Genomic DNA, 21,773 nt, shown 5'->3' on the forward strand with positions numbered 1-21,773 from the left:
TATGTTTTGGGCGGTGTAAATGCCTTTTTATGCACATCAATGCTGTCGCAGAAGCACGTTGAGTAGCGGATAACGTCCTGGGTAGGGGTTCATCGATCTGCCAGCAAAGGTGCTGGCAGATCGATTTGATTTACGCCGGTTCTGCAGCCGGTGTTCGTCCGCTGCTCCACCACAGCAGTAACGCCACCAGGGCGATGCAACCTAATGCGCTAAAGGCAATGCTGTAGGAATAGCGCGCCACGATCAGTCCGGTCATCGCCGGGCTCATTGATGCGCCAACGCCTTGCATCAGCATCACCACGCTCTGACCGGCGTTAACGTGCCCGCTTCCACGCAGCAGCGACACAATATAACCCGGGACGGCAACGCCGAGGATGCCGGCCGCGATACCATCGAGGATTTGCACGGGGATCACAAATAACGTTTCCGGAAATTCTGCCGCAATAAGCGCACGAAGCGGCATCATTAACAGGGCGGTCATAATTAAATGGCGATAGCCAATTTTATCTACGCGTCGTGAGACATAAATCGCTACCGGGATCATGACCAGTTGGGAAATCACCACGGTCGCCGCAGCATATAAGCCGGGGTCAACCGCATGTGGTCCGGTAGAGGAGGCAACGCGCATACTCAGCATGGGCAGCAGGGCGGCGTTGGCCAGATGAAACAGCAGTAAAGTCAGGCCGGTAATCAACAGTGCCGGTTTACGTGCCAGTATCCACAGGCTCAGACTAGGCTTGTGCGACTGATTATCTTCTAATCCACGCGCCACCTCATGATTGATATCCTGCCCCCTGATCGCCATCGTCGCGATAGCTGCAAAGACGGCCATGATCATCATTAAAATAAATACCGCCCCCAGCCCCCATTTCCAGGCTGCAAATCCTGCCAGGACAGCCGCCAGCGTGTTTCCTGCATGGTTGTAGGCCTCATTGCGGCCCATCTGGTGGTTAAATCCCTTTTTTCCGGTCAAACCCAGCGTTATCCCTGCTACGGTTGGGCCAATAAAGGCGGCAGCAATACCTGCAACGATTTGTGAAATGATCGCTGTCCAGGACTGATCGCTGTACCAGAGCAATAAAGTGGCAACGGTAATCACGATGCATCCGACCAGTATGACAAGTCGTTTATACCGCGTCGCATCCGCCACCACGCCAGCGGGTAAGGTTGACAGAAGGCCGGCGATGCCGCCCGACGTCATCACCAGGCCTATTTCATCCGGGCTCCAGTGGCGCTCTGTCAAAAAAATGCCTAAAAAGGGCCCCAGACCGTCTCTGACGTCGGCCAGAAAAAAACTCATCAGACACAGTGCCTGAAGTGACCGTTGTGACATGTGATTTTCCCTGTAGCAATAGTAAGGGTTGAGTGACCAACACATTTCAATAAGTAACCTGGTGAATCATGGCAGCAAAAATACGAAGTAACATAACGTTAAAGTTACAAAATGAAAAAATTCACTTTTTATGCAATTTGATCTAACGACTTCCAGGATAAATGCTGAGCGCCTGCGGCAGGATTGTGCCTCTTGAGGATTTACAACGTCGTTAAGATGAAAACCCGCTTAAGGTGTGGGGAAATCGTCAGTGCGACCCGATGATGGACTGACGCTGACCGCGGGCGGCAAAACAAGACCGCGCAGAATACGGCATTCCTTGTCCAGCAAAGACTCAACCGATGCTCTGTTGCCCTTATCCCAGCCGCGGCGGGTTGCCAGCAGGATAAAGCCTTTTTCACCCCAGAAGGTCGTTGGCACCAAGGCGATACCATATTCCGCCAGCATAGGAGGCGACAGGCGAAAGTGGCTGGCAACAGAGGCAATGGGGTAAATGCCCATGGCTGTGGGTTGCAGCACACGACGGGCGTAGTAGGTATGAGTAAGCAGCTTATCGGGCAGGGGATGCCACGCATCCTGAATATAGGGACGCTCGGCCTTCAACTGCCTGTAAACATCTTCTCGCAGGCAGGTAAGATGAATGTGCAATTGATTCTGGCTGCGGCCCCAGGCTGAATTGATCGCCATCCCGAGCCTGTCTTCGGGCACCGGCCTGCCGTAAACCGACGTTAACTGATAACGCATCAGCCAGGCGTAGCCAAAATAGTCTGGTCGGTTACGCACCGACAGCAACGGGCTTTCAATACCGGACATCGGAATCGTGGGAACCAGAATGAAATGATAGGGATAGCGTGGGTTTTGAATCAGGGTGAAACCCTGCTGTTTTCCTTTTGGAATATAAACTTGCTGGCAAGGGGAGGGATGGCCGGTGTACTGATAGTTCACCATGCAAAGGTTGTCCGTCACCGCCCACAACGCATCTGAGCGAGCGCATCCCGCCAGCGTGAGCGCCATTCCAGCCAGTATCATCAGGCGACAGAGCAGCGTCAGCATAAACTCAACCGTTCACAGCCAGGAATAACCTGTGGGGATCGGAAAAGCGTTCACTGCCTCTGCTACCTGTACCGCTCAATCCTTCCCATGCCATATCGCGTTTGTCCTTTCGTCTGAGCGGTCTGCTATCCCGTAAGTTAGCGCCACTCGGTAATGAACACCACTGGAAACGCCAGAAAAGACTGAAAAATGATGAGATAACGTGTTTTGTCCATTTCTGAAAGGGCCGGCATAAACCCGCCTGGCAATGTGGCAACGGAGACATCGTGTCCTGACAGGATCAACGAATGGTCAACTGGGTTAATGCCGTTAATAACACATCCACTTTGGGCAGGAGCTGTTTACGTCGTGGCCAAATGACACTCAGCGGCAGACCATCAGGTTGCAGTTGCGGTAATACGATTTCCAGTTCACCGCGGGCGACGGCGCTCTCCACCAGCCACGATGGCATTTGCGCGACGCCCAACCCGGCAATGACTGCCTGAAGTTGTGCATCCACATCAGCCAGCGCCATGCGAAAAGGCACGTCGCGCCAGTAGGTATGTCCGTCTTTGCCGGTAAACAACCACGGCTTTGGCGTATTATCGGCACGTTCATACAGAATCGCCCGATGCTGCATCAGCGCCTGTTCGCTTTGCGGCCGCCCTTCGCGCGCCAGCCAGTCAGGCGAAGCACAAAACACCATTCGTTCACGTCCTATGTGACGACAACCCATTGAGGCAGGCAAATCGTCTGATCCCCCAATTCTGACCGCAACATCAATCCCTTCATCAAACAGATCGGTGAAGCGATCCGAAAAACGCATTCTCAACTCAAGTTCAGGATGTTGCTGACAAAACGGAATCAGCAACGGCATCACATTCAGTCGACCATAAGTATGAGGTACCGCAAGCCGCAGACGTCCAGAAGGAATAATACGTTGCGCTGCCAGTACGGCTTCCGCTTCAGCCAGCTCTTCCATAATACGTAAGCAGGTCTGGTAATAGGCGCTGCCCGCATCGGTCAGTTGCAGTTTACGGGTTGTGCGTTCAAGCAGGCGCGATCCCAGACGCGTCTCCAGCCGGCTGACGCTTTTGCTTACGGCTGAGCCGGTAACATGTAAACGCGCAGCGGCAGCGGTAAAACTTCCGCTTTCTACGCTGGCCACAAAAGGGACAATGTCCTTCAAACGTTGATCGTGCATGATTGATGAACTCAGGTTGATAATGGTGTGAATTATTACCCGAAATGGGAATGAAATTCTCTATTACCCTTAGCATTACGTAAAACGAGGAGAATTAACATGCAAAAACAGGCTTTGATTGTCGGCATTAGTGGCGTGATCGGTCGGGCGTTAGCTGAAAGACTACACAATGAGGGCTGGCAGGTCAGCGGACTGTCGCGCGGCCGCGGCGCAGTGCCCGAAGGCTGCAGCAGCTTAACGGCCGATCTCACCGATCCTGAAGCCGTACGGGCGGCACTAAAAGCGATCAAACCCGATGCGGTTTTCTTCAGCGTTTGGGCACGACAGGATACGGAAAAAGAGAATATTCGTGTTAATGGCGGCATGATTCGCAACGTTATCGAAGCACTCGGCGAACGTCTGCAGGGTGCCCATGTGGCTCTGGTGACGGGCCTTAAGCACTATCTGGGGCCATTTGAAGCTTACGGAAAAGGTGCCGTTCCGGTAACACCTTTCCGTGAAGAACAAGGCCGTCAGCCGGTAGACAATTTCTATTATGCGCAAGAAGACGAAGTCTTTGCTGGCGCAGACAAGTATGGCTATCGCTGGAGCGTACATCGTCCACACACCATCATTGGTTATGCGCTGGGGAATGCCATGAACATGGGGCAAACCCTCGCCGTCTATGCGACGTTGTGTAAAGAGAAAGGCTGGCCGTTTATCTTCCCTGGCTCGCCTGAGCAGTGGAATGGCGTGGTTGACATGACCGACGCTGGCCTTCTGGCGGAGCAACTCGCGTGGGCCGCGACCAGCCCCGCTGCCGCTAACCAGGATTTTAATGCGGTGAATGGTGACGTTTTCCGCTGGAACTGGATGTGGCCAAAACTGGCTGAGTATTTTGGTGTAGAGGCCGCAGATTATCCGGCGAAGATGATGCCGCTTGACGGGCGCATGCAGGAGGCCGCCAGTGTATGGCAGGAACTTGCCCAGCGCGAGAACCTGCGTGAGAAAGATATTACCCGACTGGCTTCCTGGTGGCACACCGATGCCGATCTGGGCCGCCCAATGGAAGCCTTTACTGACATGAGCAAAAGTCGCAAAGCGGGCTTCACCGGCTACCGGAGCACTCTGGACGCGTTTATTCAGCTTTTCGATAAGCTGAAGCAAGAGAAAATCATTCCGTCATAACGCCTTACAGAGCGCCTTATCCGGCGCTCATTTATCGTTGTGCTTATGTCTATACTGATTGTCTGACTGATGTGAGATAAGGAGCAGAATGATGACGACATGTTTTATTATTGGCGCAGCTGGCAAAGTCGGCTCTCATCTGACGAAGCAGCTCAGTGCTAAGCAACATGCGGTTTCTGCACTGCATCGCAAACCCGAGCAGGCCGAAGCACTTAAGTTAGCGGGTGCTGTTCCTGTGGCTGGCGACATTCAGCAACTGACTGTGGACCAACTGGCGCAAAAAATGGCACATCATGAAGTGGTGATTTTTAGCGCGGGCGCGGGTGGCGCGGGCGTTGAACTGACTAATGCCATTGATGGTGAGGGTCTGGCTCTCGCCGTCGACGCAGCAGAAAAAGCCCATGTGAAGCGCTTTATGCTGGTTTCGGCCTTCCCGGATGCCGGTCGTGGTGAAAAAACCTCCGAGGGATTCGAGAACTATATGCGCGTGAAGCGACTCGCCGATGTGCGTTTAGTTGAAAGCGCGCTTGACTGGGTTATTCTTCGGCCCGGTACGTTAACCGATGTTGCGGGCACGGGCAGGGTACGTGCAGATTTAGCTATCCCTTACGGGTCGGTCCCGCGCGAGGACGTAGCCGCCACGCTGGTGGCGCTGGTCGAAACACCGCAAATTTCACACAAAATTATCGAGCTGACCGAAGGTGATGAAAGGATAAGCGACGCAATGCATCGCCTGCAGCGCGATTAAAAAAACGGCCCCGTAACAGGGGCCGTTTTGTATTGCTGACTGCGTAAGTTTATTTCACACAGCGCGAGCAGTGTTCACGTTCAATATGCTGGAAGAAGTCATTTCCTTTGTCATCAACCAGAATGAAGGCCGGGAAATTCTCTACCTCAATTTTCCAGATGGCTTCCATTCCCAGCTCTGCATACTCCACGCACTCCAGACTCTTGATGCTCTGTTGCGCCAGAACGGCAGCGGGTCCACCAATACTGCCAAGATAGAAACCGCCATGTTTATGACAGGCATCGGTGACCTGCTGGCTACGGTTGCCTTTTGCCAGCATGACTTTGCTGCCGCCATTGGCCTGCAGAAGATCGACATAGGAATCCATACGGCCTGCGGTGGTCGGGCCCAGTGAACCCGATGCATAGCCTTCCGGTGTTTTTGCCGGACCAGCATAATAGACCGGGTGATCTTTAATGTACTGCGGCAGCCCTTCGCCGTTATCAATACGTTCTTTTAATTTGGCATGCGCAATGTCGCGGGCAACAATAATGGTGCCGGTCAGAGACAAACGCGTTGAAACCGGATATTCCGAAAGCTGAGCAAGGATTTCATTCATTGGACGGTTCAGGTCGATATGAACCACTTCGCCTTCACCCTGCTTGCGCAATGCTTCAGGGATAAAGCGTCCCGGATTGGTTTCCAGTTTTTCAATCCAGATACCGTCGCGGTTGATTTTTGCTTTGATATTGCGGTCGGCGGAACATGAAACACCCATGCCAATGGGGCAGGATGCGCCGTGGCGAGGCAAGCGGACTACGCGGATGTCATGCGCAAAATATTTGCCGCCAAACTGTGCTCCCAGCCCAAGCTGCTGCGCCGCTTCCAGTAACTCCTGCTCAAGCTGAACATCACGGAACGCCTGACCATGCTCGTTACCTTCTGTTGGCAAGCCATCGTAGTAATGGGTCGAGGCCAGCTTTACGGTTTTCAGCGTACTTTCGGCAGAGGTTCCACCTATCACAAAGGCGATATGGTAAGGAGGACAAGCCGCCGTACCCAGCGTGCGCATTTTATCAACCAGATAATTTTTCAACTTGCCCGGGCTGAGCAGCGCTTTGGTTTCCTGATACAAATACGTTTTGTTCGCGGAACCGCCGCCTTTGGCAATACAAAGGAATTTGTATTCATCACCGTCCACGCTGTACAGGTCAATCTGCGCCGGAAGGTTGGTGCCGGTATTCACTTCTTTGTACATATCCAGCGCGGCGTTTTGCGAGTAACGCAGGTTATCTTCGATATAGGTATTGTAGATACCTTGTGACAGCGCCGCCTCATCACCCCCGCCGGTCCAGACTCGCTGGCCTTTTTTCCCCATAATGATGGCCGTGCCCGTGTCCTGACAGGTGGGCAATACACCTTTAGCCGCAATCTCTGAATTGCGTAAAAACTGCAGCGCAACGTACTTATCGTTATCGCTGGCTTCAGGATCGGCCAGAATTGACGCCACCTGCTGCTGGTGGGCGGGGCGCAACATAAAAGAGGCATCATGAAATGCCTGTTGTGCCAACAGGGTCAATGCCTGTGGATCCACTTTTAAGATGGACTGGCCGTCAAACTCAGCAACGGAAACATAATCAGGGCTGAGCAGATAGTATTCGGTGTCCTCGTGGGTAAGAGGAAAGGGGTTCTGATAAAAAAAAGGTTTGTTCGACATAGTATCTCACTTAATGACGTGCTGGCTCCATTAAGGCAGGCTGACAGGAGCAACATCAAAGGCGAATGAGTTGTTTATTATGCTTGCCAGCCTTTAACACAGGCTGGCAAGTGTTGGCATGTTATCTTATGACGCGTCGAATTGCATTTGGCACCATCAGAACATCCACACCATCCAGGGATAGGCGATTAGCATCATAGCAATCAGGAAGATAGCGCCAAAGATGGTACCCAACCGCCAGTAATCTTTTGTCGGTAAGTAGCCGCTGCCGTAATAAATGGGGCTTGGGCCAGTACCGTAAGGTGTGATGATGCCCATGACACCCAGCGAAGTACACAGCATCAGGCAGAACACCGGCATATTGATACCTGGAATTGAGGCCGCAATGGTCAACATGGCAGGCAGCAACGCGGTAGTGTGCGCGGTGGTACTGGCAAACAGATAGTGCAAGAGGAAGAAGGCAATCAGCAGTACCACAGCGGATATTTGTGGGTCGTACCCTTGCAGCAACATTCCCCCTTCTTTGCCCAGCCAGGCGATAAAGCCTACACGGGCTAAACCATCAGCCAGGGCAACCAGCGTGGCAAACCAGGCAAAAGTGTTCCAGGCGGCTTTGTTGCTGGTGATGTCATTCCAGTTGAGAACGCCGGTCCACAGCATCAGGATAATGACCAGCAGGGCTGCCATCGCTGGTTCGATCCAGGCGGTGGCAAAAATCCACATCAGCAGCGCACAGACCACAAACACCAGTAACAGAATTTCATTGCGGGTTAGCTTACCCAGTTTTTCCAGCTCAGCGATGGCCCAGCGAGGCACTTCATCATTCACTTTCACTTCAGGCGGGTAGAACCAGTACGCCAGCAGCGGCATCGTCAGAATCAGCAGCAGACCCAGTGGCAGAAAGGCAAGGAACCACATTCCCCATGAAATATCAAAACCAATAACGCTTTTGACTAACGCAAGGGCGAGCAGGTTGGGAGCCAGAGCAGACAGAAACATAGAGCTGGTGATACAGGCGGCAGTGATGGCAACCCACATCAGATAAGATCCAATTTTACGCGCACTGGGATCATTGGGTTTTGAACCATACAGCGGTGGCAGGTTAGCTATGATGGGATAAATGGTGCCGCCACTGCGCGCCGTATTAGACGGGGTGAAAGGGGCCAGCAGTAAGTCAGCGAAGGTAATGGCATAGCCCAGGGTTAAACTCCGGCGGCCCAGGTATTTCACCAGAATCAGTGCCAGACGGCGACCAAACTGGGTTTTGTCATAGCCGGCGGCAAACATAAATGCGCCGAAAATCAGCCACACCGTTGAGTTACCAAAGCCACTCACCGCCCATTTGAATGACTCGGTGGCCAGCTTAAATTTGGGATTGGCCAGCTCTGCCGGGCTAAAAAGCAGAAACTGACTGAACAGGGCAATGACGACCACTCCGGTCAGGCCAATTACTGCGCCGGGTAACGGTTCAAAAATCAGCCCGACGATAACGCCAACGAAGATAGCAAAGAAGTGCCATGCATAAGGCTCAAGACCTGATGGCACGGGAACAAGTAATAAAAGCACGGCTACCACAATCGGTAGAATTAACATCAGCGCTTTATTTTTGCCCGCAGCTGCAGGGGCTGCTTTTGGGGGCTCTTTGACGTTTGAGAGTGTTTTCATAGTATTTTTCTACGTGTTAAGGATAATTCGATCTGCGTCCCGGCTATTCATCAATACTTGCCTTTTTATTCTTGTTTATGCGAATAAACCGTGATGCTTTATATTTTTTAAGCGTTTCCACGAATGCGATGCAGAAACTTTAAGAGGTCATGTCGATATGATGCGATTTATTCCAAATAAAATATTGATCCAGATCAAGTAAGTTAAATTATATTTTTAATTTTTTAACAATCATATTTTTTATAACGTATAAATAGATTAGATATATTAATTAATAATATTTTTTGGCGATTTTTTGAATGGTGCCCAACAAAATTATCTTATTAATATGTTGTTTTTATTGGTTATTTTTTAATTTTATGCTTTCAATTGATTTTAGTTAACTATTGGTTAACAATAAATATACATTACGATTTTGTTTTTCGCAAATAGCCAGGCAGAAATATTTAAAAGTTAAATAATTAAAATTATAGCTTATGAAACTAAAATAATTGGTATATTAGTGTCATGACATCGGACCACTTAATTATTAATAAAATAGCGTCCGCAAAAAATTCCCAGCTTTTGAAATTTTGGAGTTAATCGCAATGAATACACTCACCCCCATTCTCAATCCCATTACTTTGCCGCGGGGCGCGGTTTTAAAAAATCGTCTGATAATGGCACCGATGACGACCTGTACGGGATTTTATGACGGAACCGTCACCAGTGAACTGGTTGAATATTATCGTGCCCGTGCTGGCAGTATCGGAACGGTCATTGTTGAATGCTGCTTTATCGATCCGCATGGCCCCGCGTTTCCAGGTGCCATTGCCATCGACAGTGATAACAAAATACCGGGTTTAAAGAGAATCGCTGACGCCATCAAGCAAGAAGGATCGACGGCGATTTTACAGATCTATCATGGTGGTCGTATGGTTGAGCCTGAGCTAATAGGCGGTAAAACGCCTGTTGCTCCAAGCGCGATTGCCGCACCGCGGGAAGGCGCAACGACACCACGTGCATTAACGGCTGAGGAAGTCGAAACCATGATCACCAAGTTTGGTGATGCCGTTAACCGCGCCATCAAAGCCGGTTTTGATGGTGTGGAAATCCATGGTGCAAATACCTATCTGATTCAGCAGTTTTACTCCCCCAATTCAAACCAACGCGAGGATAAGTGGGGCGGCAGCCGCGATAACCGTGCCCGGTTTCCCTTAGAAGTCCTGGAAATCACCCATAAAATGGCCGCGCGATTTGCGCATAACGGTTTTATTATCGGCTATCGCTTTTCCCCTGAAGAAATTGAAGTCCCGGGTATCCGCTTTGAAGATACCCTGTACCTACTGGAAAAGCTGGCGGCACGCGGGCTGGATTATGTTCACTTTTCCGTTGGACAGCTCATGCGCCCGTCAATCGTAGATACCCGCGATCCGACGCCGCTCATTGAAAAGTTCGTCGCCATGCGCTCCGCAACCCTGGCAAAAGTGCCGGTGATTGGTGTTGGCGGCGTGATAAACAAAGAAGATGCAGAGAAAGCGCTGGAAAAAGGCTACGACCTGGTTGCGATCGGGAAAGCCTGTATCGCTTATCCAGACTGGACAGACCGCATCATCAATAATGAGCACCTCGAACTCTATATCGACAGTAACAAACGTGAAGCGTTACTGATCCCTGAGCCGCTGTGGCGCTTCTCGCTGGTTGACGCGATGATTCGTGACATGAGCGAAACCGGACGTAAATACAAAGCCGGGGTTTATCAGGAGAAAGTGGAGGCCGAGGCGCTGAAGCTGAAAATCAACGTCACGCTGGATACTGACCGTATTACGGATATTTCTCTGGTGCCGGACGATACGCTCGACGTCGACTTCACCACCACGTTTGAAAGCCTGCGTAATCGTATTTTGGTGGCTAACAGCCCGCACGTGGATGCTATCACCGGTGCGACAACGCAGAGTGAGGCGCTGAAAAAAGCGGTTTCACGTGCGATGACCACATCCAATAAAGCCCATGTGATTGAGGAGGGCGGCAATCCGAACGCGCCGCAGCAGTATGATGTCGTGGTCGTGGGAAGTGGTGGTGCCGGGCTGGCTGCGGCTATTCAGGCTCATGATGAAGGCGCCAAAGTGGTTGTCATTGAAAAAATGCCCACTATCGGTGGCAACACCATTAAAGCGTCTGTCGGAATGAACGCGGCTGAAACGCGCTTTCAGAAACTAAAAGGGATTGAAGACAGTAAAGAACTGTTTTATGAAGAAACCCTCAAGGGCGGCAAATTTAAAAATAACCCAACTCTGTTGCGCGAATTTGTGGATTTGGCGCCCGAGGCGATTGACTGGCTGGCTGATCACGGTATTGAACTGAATGACATTACCATCACCGGTGGCATGAGTATTGACCGTACACACCGCCCTGCCGACCGCTCAGCGGTAGGGGGCTTCCTGATCAGTGGGCTGGTGAAAAATATCAATAACCGCAACATCGATGTGTTGCTGGAAACTGCCGTAGAGGAAATCCTGTTTGAAAATGGGGCGGTCAGCGGTGTGAAAGTGGTGGACGAATACAACGACAGCCGCATCCTCAACGCGAAAAGTGTCATCGTAGCAACGGGCGGTTTCAGCGCTAACCGGGAAATGGTGGTCAAATACCGTCCTGAGCTGGATGGCTTTGTTACCACTAACCATAAAGGTGCCACCGGCGCGGGCATCGCAATGTTGCAAAAAATCGGCGCAGATACCGTGGACATGGGTGAAATTCAGATTCACCCAACGGTTGAACAGACAACATCCTATCTGGTTTCCGAGTCCATTCGTGGCGGTGGGGCCATTCTGGTCAGCCAGGCGGGACAGCGTTTCTGTAATGAAATGGAAACCCGCGATAAAGTCTCGGCACAGATTATTGCGCTGCCAGAGAAAAGCGCCTGGATTGTGTTTGACGAGCAGGTCCGTATGAATAACAAAGCGGCTGATGAGTATATTGCCAAAGGTTTTGTCATCAGTGCTCCCACCGTCGGTGAACTGGCAGTGAAACTGAATATGGAGCATCAGACGCTGGAAGACACATTGCAACGCTACAACGGGTTTGTTGTGCAGCAGAAAGACGTCGATTTTGACCGACAGACGGCGCTGCGCCATCCGTTGAATGAAGGGCCTTTCCATGCCATTCGTATCGCCCCTGGCGTTCACCATACGATGGGCGGTGTCACCATCGATACCACCACGGCGGTGCTTGACAGTGACAAACAGGCCATCAACGGTGCCTGGGCGTGCGGTGAAGTCGTCGGCGGTATTCACGGCGCAAACCGTATCGGCGGTAACGCCGTTGCGGATATCATCATCTTTGGTATTCTGGCCGGCGCAAACGCAGCGGCTTTCGCCAAACGTTAAGCCGTGACATCCGGCATCTGCCAGCACGCAGATGCCGGTTTTATTTCATTCAGGGCCGTGTCGCTTATGCAAACCGATTCGCAAGTTTATGCTTATTCTGCCGTCCTGATGGGATCGCCCATTCTGCTTAAGCTGTTTGATCATAACGAAAAGCTTGCCGCTCAGGCTTTCAGGTTAATTAAACAGTATGAGAATCTGCTGACGGTTAACCGGGCGCACTCCGAAGTGATGGCTGTTAACCATGCTGCAGGTCTGCATCCTGTGAGCGTCAGTCAACCCGTCTTTGATTTGATTCAGCGCGCGTTAACGGTCAGCCTGTTGCCAGGCAGCAGTTTTAATCTGGCGATTGGTCCGCTGGTAAAATGTTGGAAGATTGGCTTTCAGGGCGACAGCGTTCCTGCGCGGAAGACCTTGCTGGCGACGTTGCCCTTAACCGATCCGGAGAACGTCGAGCTTGATGCTGACAGTCGTGCAGTCTTTCTGAAAAAAGCGGGGATGGAGATTGATTTAGGCGCGATCGCTAAAGGCTACATCGCCGATCGTGTGCAGGCATTTTTGCAGCAGCATGGCGTGGACAGTGCCCTGATTAACCTTGGCGGCAACGTGCAGACGTTGGGCGCACCACGCGATGCGCCGCAGCAGGGATGGACTATCGGTCTGAAAACCCCGTTTGCAGCGCAGGATGCGCTGATTGGCGTCATTCATGTGGTTAACAAATCAGTAGTGACGTCCGGCATCTATGAGCGTTACTTCGAACGGGACGGCGTCTGTTACCACCATATTCTTGACCGGCGTACCGGCTATCCGCTGGATAATGAATTGCTTAGCGTGACCATTATTTCGGACCAGTCAATCGATGGTGATATTTTCACCACGCTGATTTATGGCATGGGCGTTGAAAAGGGCATCGACTATCTGAAAACCTTTCCTGACATTGAAGCCATCTTCGTGACGCGCGACAAGCAGGTTATTTGTTCGTCACAACGCCACTTCAGCTTCACCTTACTGGATAATAGCTATCAGCTTCCTCACTGACAGTACTGGCGTAAAAGCGCGTGGTACTCAGGTTGCAGACGGTAGCGATAAACCGGTCGACCCGTTACACCATAATGGATGCTGGTAAATAAAATATTGCTCTGAGCCAGCCAAATCAGATACTTACGACAGGATACGCGCGATATATTCACCTCGGTTGCCAGCTCATCGGTCGAGAACTCTGTACCGGGATGCGCATCAATCCATAAACAGAGGGTGCGCAGTGTTTGCGGCGTCAGCCCTTTTGGCAGACGTTTTGTCTCGTTGGCATTGGCCTGATTACCGTGCAACAGCTGATCGACATCGGCTTGCTGATAAAACTGATGATTATCCATCAATCGTTTTTTCTGGCGCCAGCCGGTCAGGGCTTCTTCGAAGCGCGAAAACTGAAACGGTTTAATCAGATAATCGACGACACCATAATTCAGAGACGTTTTGATCGTCGCCGCATCGGCAGCAGAAGAGATGATAATGACGTCAATCGGGCGACCTGCACTACGCAGCTCGGGTAACAGGTCCAGTCCGTTTTCCTGCTGCATATAAATATCCAGCAAAATAAGATCAACGGCCGGATCTGTCTTTAACAGTCGCTCTTTGGCTTGCAGTAAGGTGGACGCAGTGCCACAGCAGGTAAAACCGTCAATCTGCCCGATATAGCATCGGTTCAGTTCGGCCACCATGGCATCATCGTCTACAACTAACACATTGATCATTCGTTAATATTTCCTCTTTCCCACGGAAGCTGAACCAGGAACTGGGTGTACACGCCCGGCTCGGATTCAACGCTGACGTTACCGCCCAGGCTTTCCGTTTGTTGCTTGAGTAAAAACAGTCCAACGCCACGATCTTCACCTTTGGTAGAGACGCCGCGTTCGAAAATAGCGGCTATCTGATCGGCAGGAATCCCGGGGCCGTCGTCGCTGACCTCACATGACAGCCAGCCGTTTTGATAATGCAGCATGACATGGATTTCCCCTTCCACTTCCGGATCAAGCGCTTCAAGCGCGTTTTCAATCAGATTCCCCAGCACCGTGATTAATGCGGCGACTTGCTGCTCACTGCCGTTGTCGGGTAGGTAGCTGGCTTCGCTCAGGATCAACTGATGGCCTTCATCGGTCACGCGGTTAATTTTGCTCAGCAGGAAGCCCGCAATGACAGGCGACTTAATCTTCTGCAGCAGCGAGCCAATCTCTGTCTGATAGTTATTGGCGGTTTTAAGAATGTACTCTTCCATCTGCGCATAGTTTTTCATATGCAGCAGCCCAAGGATCACATGGAGTTTGTTCATGAACTCATGGGAGCGTTCCCGCAGTGCATCGACATAGTTTACCATGCCATCAAGACGCTGCATCAGCTGACTGATTTCTGTTTTATCCCTGAAGGTACTTACCGCGCCGATAATGCTGTCGCGGCTCCGCACCGGCACGGTGTTACTGATCAGTATTTTGCCCCGTACGTTCAGTTCTTCGTCATACGAGGCCTTACCATCATGTAATGCTTCGCGCAGGTGGGCCAGCATTTGTGCGTTTTCCGGCACGCGGTCGCCGCTCAGAAAGGCTTCGCGGGTGGTTTCTTTTAACAGCTGCTGGGCGGCCTGGTTGATAAGGCTGACGCGGGATTGATCGTCAACGGCAATCACGCCCTCTTTGATGGAATCGAGAATAGCCTGACGCTGTTCAAACAAGCTGGAGATCTCATAAGGTTCTAATCCCAGTAAGATGCGCTTCAGGCGTTTCACTAAGATTAAAATGCCGAGCATGCCAACCAGGCCACCAAACAGTACCGTCCAGAGGATATTCCAGCGGCTTTTGGCGATCTGCGCCGCGACATCGTTAACAGAAATCCCTATCGCCACCACACCAATTTGCTGATGCGCTTGATTAAAAACAGGCGTGAAGACTCTGAGTGCTTCAACCAGTACGCCATGATTGACCGCGACATTTTCCCTGCCACGCAGCGCCGGATTGATATCGTCCCCGACAAAGTGCTGATTAACCACTTCAGGGTTTGGGTGAGAAAAACGAATGCCGCGCATATCGGTTACCACGACGAACAGCAAATCGTTACGTTTACGCGTTGCCTGCGCAATGGGCTGGATGATAGCGCTGCCGTCAGGCCGGGTCAGCGCCTGCTGAATCTCAGGGCTGTCAGCCAGGGTCCGTGCCACCGCCAGCGCTTTATCTTTCACATGCGAGCGTGTGAAATTATCGATTTGAATGTAGTAAAGCAGATGGACGCTGAGTAATACGGTCATCAGCACGGCTGCCATCATCAGTGACGATAAGGTGCTGAGCTTCATCGGGCGCTTTTTTGACGAACGGTGTGGCCGGGATACATTCATAGTGTGCATCAGAAGTGTTAAGGGTCGCGGTGCAACATACGCGAAGTCGTGGCACCAGTACAGTTTGAGCCTGACATCCGGCAAATTAAGCCGGTTAGCGTGCTTTCGACCGCGTATGTCTGGCATGATAACGAGCAACGCTTGTGGCTCCTTCTGACAGCATGGCAGGTAAATCAGCGCGTGCTGTGCAAAATGTCTGTGTGAATCGACAAATTCGGTTTCGCGTGCGTTCCCTTTACACCAGGATGCGATTTCAGAGTCAGGAAAGATGAAGAAAAAAAACACGACGCCCACGCCTCACGATGCGACCTTCCGACAGTTTCTTACACAGCCAGAGATTGCGCGGGATTTTATGGAATTGCACCTGCCTGCGGAATTACGGGCGGTTTGCGACCTCAGCACGTTAAAACTCGAATCAGGATCATTCGTTGAAGATGACCTACGCCAATATTTCAGTGACGTGTTGTACAGCCTGAAAACCACCCATGGTGACGATGGCTACGTCCATGTGCTCATCGAACATCAGTCCTCACCTGATAAGCACATGGCATTGAGATTGCTGCGTTACGCTGTGGCCGCGATGCAGCGCCACCTTGAAGCCGGCCATAAAACATTACCGCTGGTGATTCCGGTCTTGTTCTATACCGGTAAACGTAGCCCGTATCCTTATTCCACGCGCTGGCTGGATGAGTTTACCGATCCTGCGCTGGCCAGCAGGCTATACGGCGAGGCGTTCCCGCTGGTGGATGTCACCATTATTCCTGACGAGGAGATTGCTGAGCACCGCAGTATGGCGGCACTAACCCTGCTGCAGAAGCATATTCACCAGCGTGATTTAGCGGAGTTGGTGGATAAGCTGGTCCCAGTATTGCTGGCGGGCTATCTTTCTTCATCACAGGTCATATCGCTGATACACTATATTGTGCAGGCGGGCGAAACCGCCGATGCTGAGGCGTTGGTAAGAGAACTGGCACATCGCGTGCCGCAACACGGAGATGCACTGATGACCATTGCACAACAGCTTGAACAAAAAGGGATTGAAAAAGGCATGGAAAAAGGCATCCAGCTGGGTCGCGAAGAAGGTCGCTCTGAAGGGGAACGCGAAGCGACACTGAAAATTGCCCGCACAATGCTGCAAAGCGGCCTTGATCGTGAGACGGTAATGAAAATGACCGGGCTGAACGAAGACGACCTCGCGCTGATCCGTCACTAAGCGGTGCCCATAGCGGCAGGCTATTGCCAGACAACGTCAATAGCCTCGGCGTTTATTCGCAAACAGTTGTAAAAGCCCTTCAGGCTGCCTGCCAGGCTAATAGAGACGCAGAGTAAGGCCGGAGCTGCTCTTATTATTGTTTTTTAGCCTCACACAGAATATTTGTGTTAAGGCATTGAATATTGCGAAACGCCCGTTTATTGTGTGGTTAAAATATATCGATAACAAAGTTAACCTTTTGTAACTAAATTAACTGCACCATCCTGCCTTTTAATTTTTTAACTATTTTCATATTAACTACGCAATAACAATATTTTAAAATTTCGGGACTTTTTTTAACCAGTTCTCCACAAAAATCGTAGATCCCGAATGATTAAATCAACTAAATTTGTACCTGCATTGTCGCTTGCAGCGTTACTCGTTTCTTCAGTTACCCACGCTGAAAATTCACCAGAAAAAACAGATGTCCTGCTAATTGGCGGCGGTATCATGAGCGCCTCTCTGGGCACCCTGCTGGAAGAGCTGCAGCCTGGCTGGAAACAGATCATGGTTGAGAAGCTTGATGGTGTTGCGCTGGAATCCTCTAATGGCTGGAATAATGCCGGCACCGGCCACTCTGCCAACATGGAGCTGAACTACACGCCCGAGCGTGCAGACGGTTCTATCGACGTGACCAAAGCACTGGAAATCAATGAAGCATTCATGATTTCTCGCCAGTTCTGGAGTTCTCAGGTTAAAGATGGCGTGTTAAATAACCCGCGCTCGTTCATTAACTCAACGCCGCATATGAGCTTCGTCTGGGGTGATAACGTTGATTACCTGACCAAACGCTATGCTGCGCTGCAGAAAACCGTGCTGTTCCAGGGCATGAAATTCTCAACCGATCACAAGCAGATTGAACAGTGGGCACCGCTGGTCATGGAAGGGCGCGATCCACAACAAAAAGTGGCAGCAACCTGGACGCCAGTGGGAACCGATGTTAACTACGGTGAAATTACCCGTCAGTTAATTGGCAGCCTGAAGAAGAACGATAATTTCCGTCTGGAAACCTCTTCAGAAGTGACCGATTTCAAACGTAACGGTGATAATTCCTGGCACGTTACCATCAAAGACGCCAAAAACGGCGGCGAACGTACTGTCGACGCGAAATATGTGTTTATTGGTGCAGGTGGTGGTGCGCTTAAACTGCTGCAAAAAACCGGTATTCCGGAAGCCGACAACTATGCAGGTTTCCCGGTCGGGGGCTCTTTCCTGGTCACAGAGAACACTGCCATTGCCGATCGCCATTTAGCGAAAGTCTATGGCCAGGCGTCGGTAGGTGCACCACCGATGTCGGTTCCGCATCTGGATACCCGCTATCTTGATGGTAAACGTGTAGTGTTGTTTGGACCTTTTGCAACGTTCTCAACCAAGTTCCTGAAAAATGGTTCGCTGTTTGATTTACTGAGCACTACGACCACCAGCAACGTTATGCCGATGACGCACGTGGGCATGGATAACTTCGACCTGGTGAAATACCTGATCGGTCAGGTTATGCTGAGCGATGATGACCGTTTCGCCGCGCTGAAAGAGTACTATCCTGACGCGAAGAAAGAAGACTGGAAACTGATTCAGGCCGGTCAGCGCGTACAGATCATCAAGAAAGATGCGGAGAAAGGCGGCGTGCTGAAACTGGGTACGGAAATCGTGACCGATCAGCAGAAAACCGTTGCCGCCTTGTTGGGCGCATCGCCTGGCGCGTCGACCGCCGCGCCCATCGCGATCAATGTGATGCAGAAACTGTTCCCTGAACAATTCAAGTCAGCAGAATGGCAGGAAAAAATCCGTAAAATCGTTCCTGCCTATGGTCAGAAACTTAACGACAATCCTGCGCTCACGCAGCAGGTTTGGGATGAAACAGCAGCAACGCTGCAGCTGACCAAGCCACCGGTTATTCAGATGGGAAATCAGCCAACTGAAGCACCTGCCGCCAAAAGCGAAAAAGCACCTGCTCCAGCCTCGGCTAAGCACGATATGGCGCTGTAATGCTGTAATTGAGAAAAAACGAAGCCCGCGTCATTGATGACGCGGGCTTTTTTTACGTCTAAACAATGCGGTAAAAATTATCAGGTTTTATCGCCGCGCCAGTTAGCCCAGGGATCATCAGTGGCTGGGGGCGCAGAATCCGGCTCAGATTCACTCAATGAAGCCAGATAGAGCGCTTCCACTTCGGCACGCGCCCAGGGCGTTCGGCGCAAAAACTTCAGGCTGGACTTTACGCTGGGATCGCTTTTAAAACAGTTAATATTGATACGCTTGCTCAGTTCAGGCCAGCCATACTGTTCGACCAGGCTGTTGACCTGCATTTCAAGCGTAATGCCATGCAGGGGATCTTTAGAGGCGTGAACGTTCATCGTCTTTCCGCTTAATGCTGTCAAACCTTGATCCTGCGGGATGGCGTTGCATGGCGCAAGTGTTTACTGAACATAAACCCTGCTTGCCCTGGAGATCTGCTGCACGGATGCGGTAAAGAGGTTACGTAATGCGCTCAACCAGACAGGAATAACATCCCTGTTTTGCATTGTGCACCTGGATATAACAGACCGCCGGGTTGGCAAAAAAACGCATTATCATCTCGTCTGCGGCGCTTCCTTCACAGACGTCTGCTTGTGTCAGATAATCATGCGCATCAAAACCCCGTAACGAAAGCAGCCGGTGCGTCATGACCGCAGGTATTTCATCTGTGTAAATTCCCTGCTGGGTCCAGTTTTCCCAAAGATAGATCGCATGAGAACCAAAATAGGGCGTTTGGGCGGGCTGATAGAGATGATTAATCAGTAGCGCGGTTTCGCCTGCCGGGATATCGCGCAGGGAAATTCTGTCGGGATAGCCAGGATGACTATCGACCTTTTTTCTTATCACCCCATGTTGTTTTAAATAGCCTTCATCCTGTCCAAAAAGATGGATAAAGGGATCGGCTTTCAGGCCTGAGATTCGGTATTTCATTTCATCCTCCGCTAATTAACAGACGGACAGTATCCTTTGTTGGTCGGAAGTACTCGCTGTTTGCGGCCACAGAGATCGCTGCGTGAAGCCATTGGAGGATGACGTTTTTTCGCAGTGCTATAACGTCCTTCCTGCGTTAACAGAACTGTTTCAGGTGCGTTTCAGAGATGATTGACGTCAGCGATGGTCAGCATTGACCTGGCGCGTTTTTCCCGGTGGCAGGGCCTGGAAAGGAATACACAACATCGGCATCTTGCCGGCTCTTCGCTTTGAAAAAGACCGAGGGGAAGACGGTTTACCCTTCAGGACGTCCATGAGGGCTGCAATGAAGGATGAGCGTGTTGTCTCCAGAGCACACAGCAGACGACGCCACGGTTGTCAGCCAGTAAAATGGAACAGGTACCAGGGGAAATGCCACTTTAATATCGGCGACAGTTGGTAAGGCGATAATGGCAGTAGGCAGGTCTGGCAGAAAGCAACCGTCCGGTGACAGTGTCACCGGACGGTTATCGCACTTAGCGCAATGACTCGGCGGTCTTCTCCAGCAGCGTCAGCAGGACAGTAATATCCTCCAGCGTGACCGTTGGATTCAACAACGTCATTTTCAAACAGGTCACACCGTTGTGCTCGGTTACGCCAACGTTGGCGCGACCCGATTCCAGCAACGCATCACCAATACGCTGATTGAACAGGGCAACGTCTGCATCGCTCCAGCCCGTTAGCGGCTGTGGACGATAACGGAACAGCACGCTCGCCAGCTGTGGTTTCATTACCAACTCCAGCGCATCTTGCTGCTCAATAAACTGAGCGACCTGCTGTGCCAGGGTTACGCCATGATCGATGATCTCGGCATACTGTTTCTGGCCGAGGGCTTCCAGCCCCATCCACAGTTTCAACGCATCGAAACGGCGGGTGGTCTGCAACGATTTTGAGACCAGATTTGGCACGCCCTGCGCTTCATCAAACTCAGAGTTCAGGTACGCAGCCTGATAGCGCATCAACTCGTAGTGACGGGCTTCTTTTAACAGGAACGCCCCGCAGCTGATGGTCTGGAAAAACTGTTTGTGGAAGTCCAGCGTCACGGAATCCACCAGATCCAGGCCATCCAGGTAATGACGATATTTCTCTGACAGCAGCAGCGCGCCGCCCCAGGCCGCGTCAACGTGCACCCAGATTTGTTGTTCTGCGGCCAGTTTGACGATATCACGCAGCGGATCGATAGCACCGGCGTCGGTGGTGCCTGCCGTCGCGACAATGGCCAGCACCTGTTCGTTGTTGGCCCTGGCCTGTGCCAGTTTCTCCGACAGATCGGTCATGTCCATGCGTGCAAACGCATCGCATTTCACCAACGTCACGGACTGGTAGCCTAAGCCGAGCAGCGCCATGTTCTTTTGCACTGAGAAGTGGGCATTCTCTGAACAAAAGACTTTGATCTTTCTGAGATCGCCAGTCAGACCGTCCTGCTGTACAGAATGACCCTGGCGGGCAAAGAACGCGTCACGCGCCAGCATCAAACCCATCAGATTGCTCTGGGTTCCGCCGCTGGTGAACACGCCGGCATCGCCCGCCTGATAGCCAACCTGGGAACGCAGCCATTCGATCAGCTTCATTTCAATGAGGGTGGCAGAGGGTGCCTGATCCCACGAATCCATACTCTGGTTCGTGGCGTTAATCAGCACTTCAGCCGCCTGGCTAATCACCAGACTAGGGCAATGCAAATGCGCAACACACTGCGGATGATGCACCGACAGGCTGTCTTTCAGGAAATACTCAATCGCGCGTTCGATGGCGACCTGGTTGCCCAGGCCCTCTGGATTAAAGTCCAGCTTGATGCGTTCGCGCAGTTCTGCAACCGTTTTACCCTGATACATCTCAGGCTGTTCCAGCCACTTAACGACTGCCGCACTGCTTTGTGCGATAGCCTGCTGGTAAGCCTCAGTGCTTTGCACTGAGGACGCCAGAATTGGATTTGACCGTGACATCGACTTT

General features: G+C 51.5%; 16 protein-coding genes. 6 read left to right on the forward strand and 10 right to left on the reverse strand.

The window, feature by feature from the left end; translation table 11 throughout:
* Positions 1–130 precede the first annotated feature (130 nt).
* From CMR03_RS12145 to CMR03_RS12155, 3 genes are all read right to left on the reverse strand, one after another.
* Positions 131–1,333 carry an MFS transporter gene (locus CMR03_RS12145; protein ID WP_096011706.1) on the reverse strand — a complete coding sequence of 401 codons (1,203 nt, stop codon included), beginning with the start codon at positions 1,331–1,333 and terminating at the stop codon, positions 131–133.
* 228 nt (positions 1,334–1,561) lie between these two features.
* Positions 1,562–2,386 carry a CDP-diacylglycerol diphosphatase gene (locus CMR03_RS12150; RefSeq protein ID WP_096011707.1) on the reverse strand — a complete coding sequence of 275 codons (825 nt, stop codon included), beginning with the start codon at positions 2,384–2,386 and terminating at the stop codon, positions 1,562–1,564.
* Positions 2,387–2,666: 280 nt separating this feature from the next.
* A complete protein-coding gene (locus CMR03_RS12155) occupies positions 2,667–3,569 on the reverse strand; it encodes a LysR family transcriptional regulator (protein ID WP_063877040.1) in 903 nt (300 codons plus the stop codon).
* A gap of 99 nt (positions 3,570–3,668) precedes the next feature.
* Here CMR03_RS12155 and CMR03_RS12160 point away from each other — a divergent pair, with 99 nt between their 5' ends.
* Entirely contained in the window at positions 3,669–4,736 is a 1,068-nt protein-coding gene (locus CMR03_RS12160) for an SDR family oxidoreductase (RefSeq protein ID WP_096011708.1), read from the forward strand.
* Positions 4,737–4,827: 91 nt separating this feature from the next.
* Positions 4,828–5,484: an SDR family oxidoreductase gene (locus tag CMR03_RS12165; protein WP_096011709.1), complete on the forward strand. Its 657-nt coding sequence runs from the start codon at positions 4,828–4,830 to the stop codon at positions 5,482–5,484.
* 49 nt (positions 5,485–5,533) lie between these two features.
* On the opposite strand, the gene fumA is transcribed toward CMR03_RS12165, so the two are convergent.
* Together fumA and CMR03_RS12175 are read right to left on the reverse strand one after the other, a co-directional pair.
* Positions 5,534–7,180 (reverse strand): class I fumarate hydratase FumA, encoded by a 1,647-nt coding sequence (gene fumA, locus CMR03_RS12170; RefSeq protein ID WP_096011710.1) that lies wholly within the window; start codon positions 7,178–7,180, stop codon positions 5,534–5,536.
* 156 nt (positions 7,181–7,336) lie between these two features.
* Positions 7,337–8,845 carry a DASS family sodium-coupled anion symporter gene (locus CMR03_RS12175; RefSeq protein ID WP_063877044.1) on the reverse strand — a complete coding sequence of 503 codons (1,509 nt, stop codon included), beginning with the start codon at positions 8,843–8,845 and terminating at the stop codon, positions 7,337–7,339.
* A gap of 587 nt (positions 8,846–9,432) precedes the next feature.
* Here CMR03_RS12175 and CMR03_RS12180 point away from each other — a divergent pair.
* Both CMR03_RS12180 and CMR03_RS12185 read left to right on the forward strand, forming a co-directional pair.
* Positions 9,433–12,210, forward strand: a complete 2,778-nt coding sequence (locus CMR03_RS12180) for a flavocytochrome c (RefSeq protein WP_096011711.1) — start codon at positions 9,433–9,435, stop codon at positions 12,208–12,210.
* Positions 12,211–12,276: 66 nt separating this feature from the next.
* Complete coding sequence (locus tag CMR03_RS12185; protein ID WP_096011712.1) at positions 12,277–13,245, forward strand: FAD:protein FMN transferase; 969 nt, start codon at positions 12,277–12,279, stop codon at positions 13,243–13,245.
* Here the strand turns inward: CMR03_RS12185 and dcuR are convergent.
* Together dcuR and CMR03_RS12195 are read right to left on the reverse strand one after the other, a co-directional pair.
* Complete coding sequence (gene dcuR, locus CMR03_RS12190; protein WP_063877047.1) at positions 13,239–13,958, reverse strand: two-component system response regulator DcuR; 720 nt, start codon at positions 13,956–13,958, stop codon at positions 13,239–13,241. The two genes, CMR03_RS12185 and dcuR, sit on opposite strands and share 7 nt — an antisense overlap.
* Positions 13,955–15,586, reverse strand: a complete 1,632-nt coding sequence (locus CMR03_RS12195) for a sensor histidine kinase (protein WP_096011716.1) — start codon at positions 15,584–15,586, stop codon at positions 13,955–13,957. The genes dcuR and CMR03_RS12195 overlap by 4 nt, the downstream gene beginning before the upstream one ends.
* Positions 15,587–15,854: 268 nt before the next feature.
* Between CMR03_RS12195 and CMR03_RS12200 the strand changes: the two genes are divergently transcribed.
* Both CMR03_RS12200 and mqo read left to right on the forward strand, forming a co-directional pair.
* Positions 15,855–16,799, forward strand: a complete 945-nt coding sequence (locus tag CMR03_RS12200; protein ID WP_096011713.1) for an Rpn family recombination-promoting nuclease/putative transposase — start codon at positions 15,855–15,857, stop codon at positions 16,797–16,799.
* Positions 16,800–17,168: 369 nt separating this feature from the next.
* Positions 17,169–18,824 (forward strand): malate dehydrogenase (quinone), encoded by a 1,656-nt coding sequence (gene mqo / locus CMR03_RS12205; protein ID WP_096011544.1) that lies wholly within the window; start codon positions 17,169–17,171, stop codon positions 18,822–18,824.
* 80 nt (positions 18,825–18,904) lie between these two features.
* Here mqo and CMR03_RS12210 read toward each other — a convergent pair whose 3' ends face one another.
* The 3 genes from CMR03_RS12210 to CMR03_RS12220 all read right to left on the reverse strand — a co-directional run bounded on the left by CMR03_RS12210 (position 18,905) and on the right by CMR03_RS12220 (position 21,766).
* Positions 18,905–19,192 carry a VF530 family protein gene (locus tag CMR03_RS12210; RefSeq protein WP_063877050.1) on the reverse strand — a complete coding sequence of 96 codons (288 nt, stop codon included), beginning with the start codon at positions 19,190–19,192 and terminating at the stop codon, positions 18,905–18,907.
* 121 nt (positions 19,193–19,313) lie between these two features.
* Positions 19,314–19,784: a DUF1203 domain-containing protein gene (locus CMR03_RS12215; RefSeq protein ID WP_096011545.1), complete on the reverse strand. Its 471-nt coding sequence runs from the start codon at positions 19,782–19,784 to the stop codon at positions 19,314–19,316.
* Positions 19,785–20,299: 515 nt separating this feature from the next.
* Positions 20,300–21,766 (reverse strand): pyridoxal phosphate-dependent decarboxylase family protein, encoded by a 1,467-nt coding sequence (locus CMR03_RS12220; RefSeq protein ID WP_096011546.1) that lies wholly within the window; start codon positions 21,764–21,766, stop codon positions 20,300–20,302.
* Between the last annotated feature and the right edge of the window lie 7 nt (positions 21,767–21,773).

The organism is Pantoea allii (genome assembly GCF_002307475.1).
GTDB lineage: Bacteria > Pseudomonadota > Gammaproteobacteria > Enterobacterales > Enterobacteriaceae > Pantoea > Pantoea allii.

Bases quoted from the DNA above. Each gene is read 5' to 3' on its own strand.
- CMR03_RS12165 (WP_096011709.1), top strand. From the start codon at position 4,828: ATGACGACATGTTTTATTATTGGCGCAGCTGGCAAAGTCGGCTCTCAT.
- CMR03_RS12155 (WP_063877040.1), bottom strand. From the start codon at position 3,569: ATGCACGATCAACGTTTGAAGGACATTGTCCCTTTTGTGGCCAGCGTA.
- CMR03_RS12185 (WP_096011712.1), top strand. From the start codon at position 12,277: ATGCAAACCGATTCGCAAGTTTATGCTTATTCTGCCGTCCTGATGGGA.
- CMR03_RS12175 (WP_063877044.1), bottom strand. From the start codon at position 8,845: ATGAAAACACTCTCAAACGTCAAAGAGCCCCCAAAAGCAGCCCCTGCA.
- CMR03_RS12160 (WP_096011708.1), top strand. From the start codon at position 3,669: ATGCAAAAACAGGCTTTGATTGTCGGCATTAGTGGCGTGATCGGTCGG.
- CMR03_RS12150 (WP_096011707.1), bottom strand. From the start codon at position 2,386: ATGCTGACGCTGCTCTGTCGCCTGATGATACTGGCTGGAATGGCGCTC.
- CMR03_RS12220 (WP_096011546.1), bottom strand. From the start codon at position 21,766: ATGTCACGGTCAAATCCAATTCTGGCGTCCTCAGTGCAAAGCACTGAG.
- fumA (WP_096011710.1), bottom strand. From the start codon at position 7,180: ATGTCGAACAAACCTTTTTTTTATCAGAACCCCTTTCCTCTTACCCAC.
- CMR03_RS12215 (WP_096011545.1), bottom strand. From the start codon at position 19,784: ATGAAATACCGAATCTCAGGCCTGAAAGCCGATCCCTTTATCCATCTT.
- CMR03_RS12195 (WP_096011716.1), bottom strand. From the start codon at position 15,586: ATGAATGTATCCCGGCCACACCGTTCGTCAAAAAAGCGCCCGATGAAG.
- dcuR (WP_063877047.1), bottom strand. From the start codon at position 13,958: ATGATCAATGTGTTAGTTGTAGACGATGATGCCATGGTGGCCGAACTG.
- CMR03_RS12200 (WP_096011713.1), top strand. From the start codon at position 15,855: ATGAAGAAAAAAAACACGACGCCCACGCCTCACGATGCGACCTTCCGA.
- CMR03_RS12180 (WP_096011711.1), top strand. From the start codon at position 9,433: ATGAATACACTCACCCCCATTCTCAATCCCATTACTTTGCCGCGGGGC.
- CMR03_RS12145 (WP_096011706.1), bottom strand. From the start codon at position 1,333: ATGTCACAACGGTCACTTCAGGCACTGTGTCTGATGAGTTTTTTTCTG.
- mqo (WP_096011544.1), top strand. From the start codon at position 17,169: ATGATTAAATCAACTAAATTTGTACCTGCATTGTCGCTTGCAGCGTTA.
- CMR03_RS12210 (WP_063877050.1), bottom strand. From the start codon at position 19,192: ATGAACGTTCACGCCTCTAAAGATCCCCTGCATGGCATTACGCTTGAA.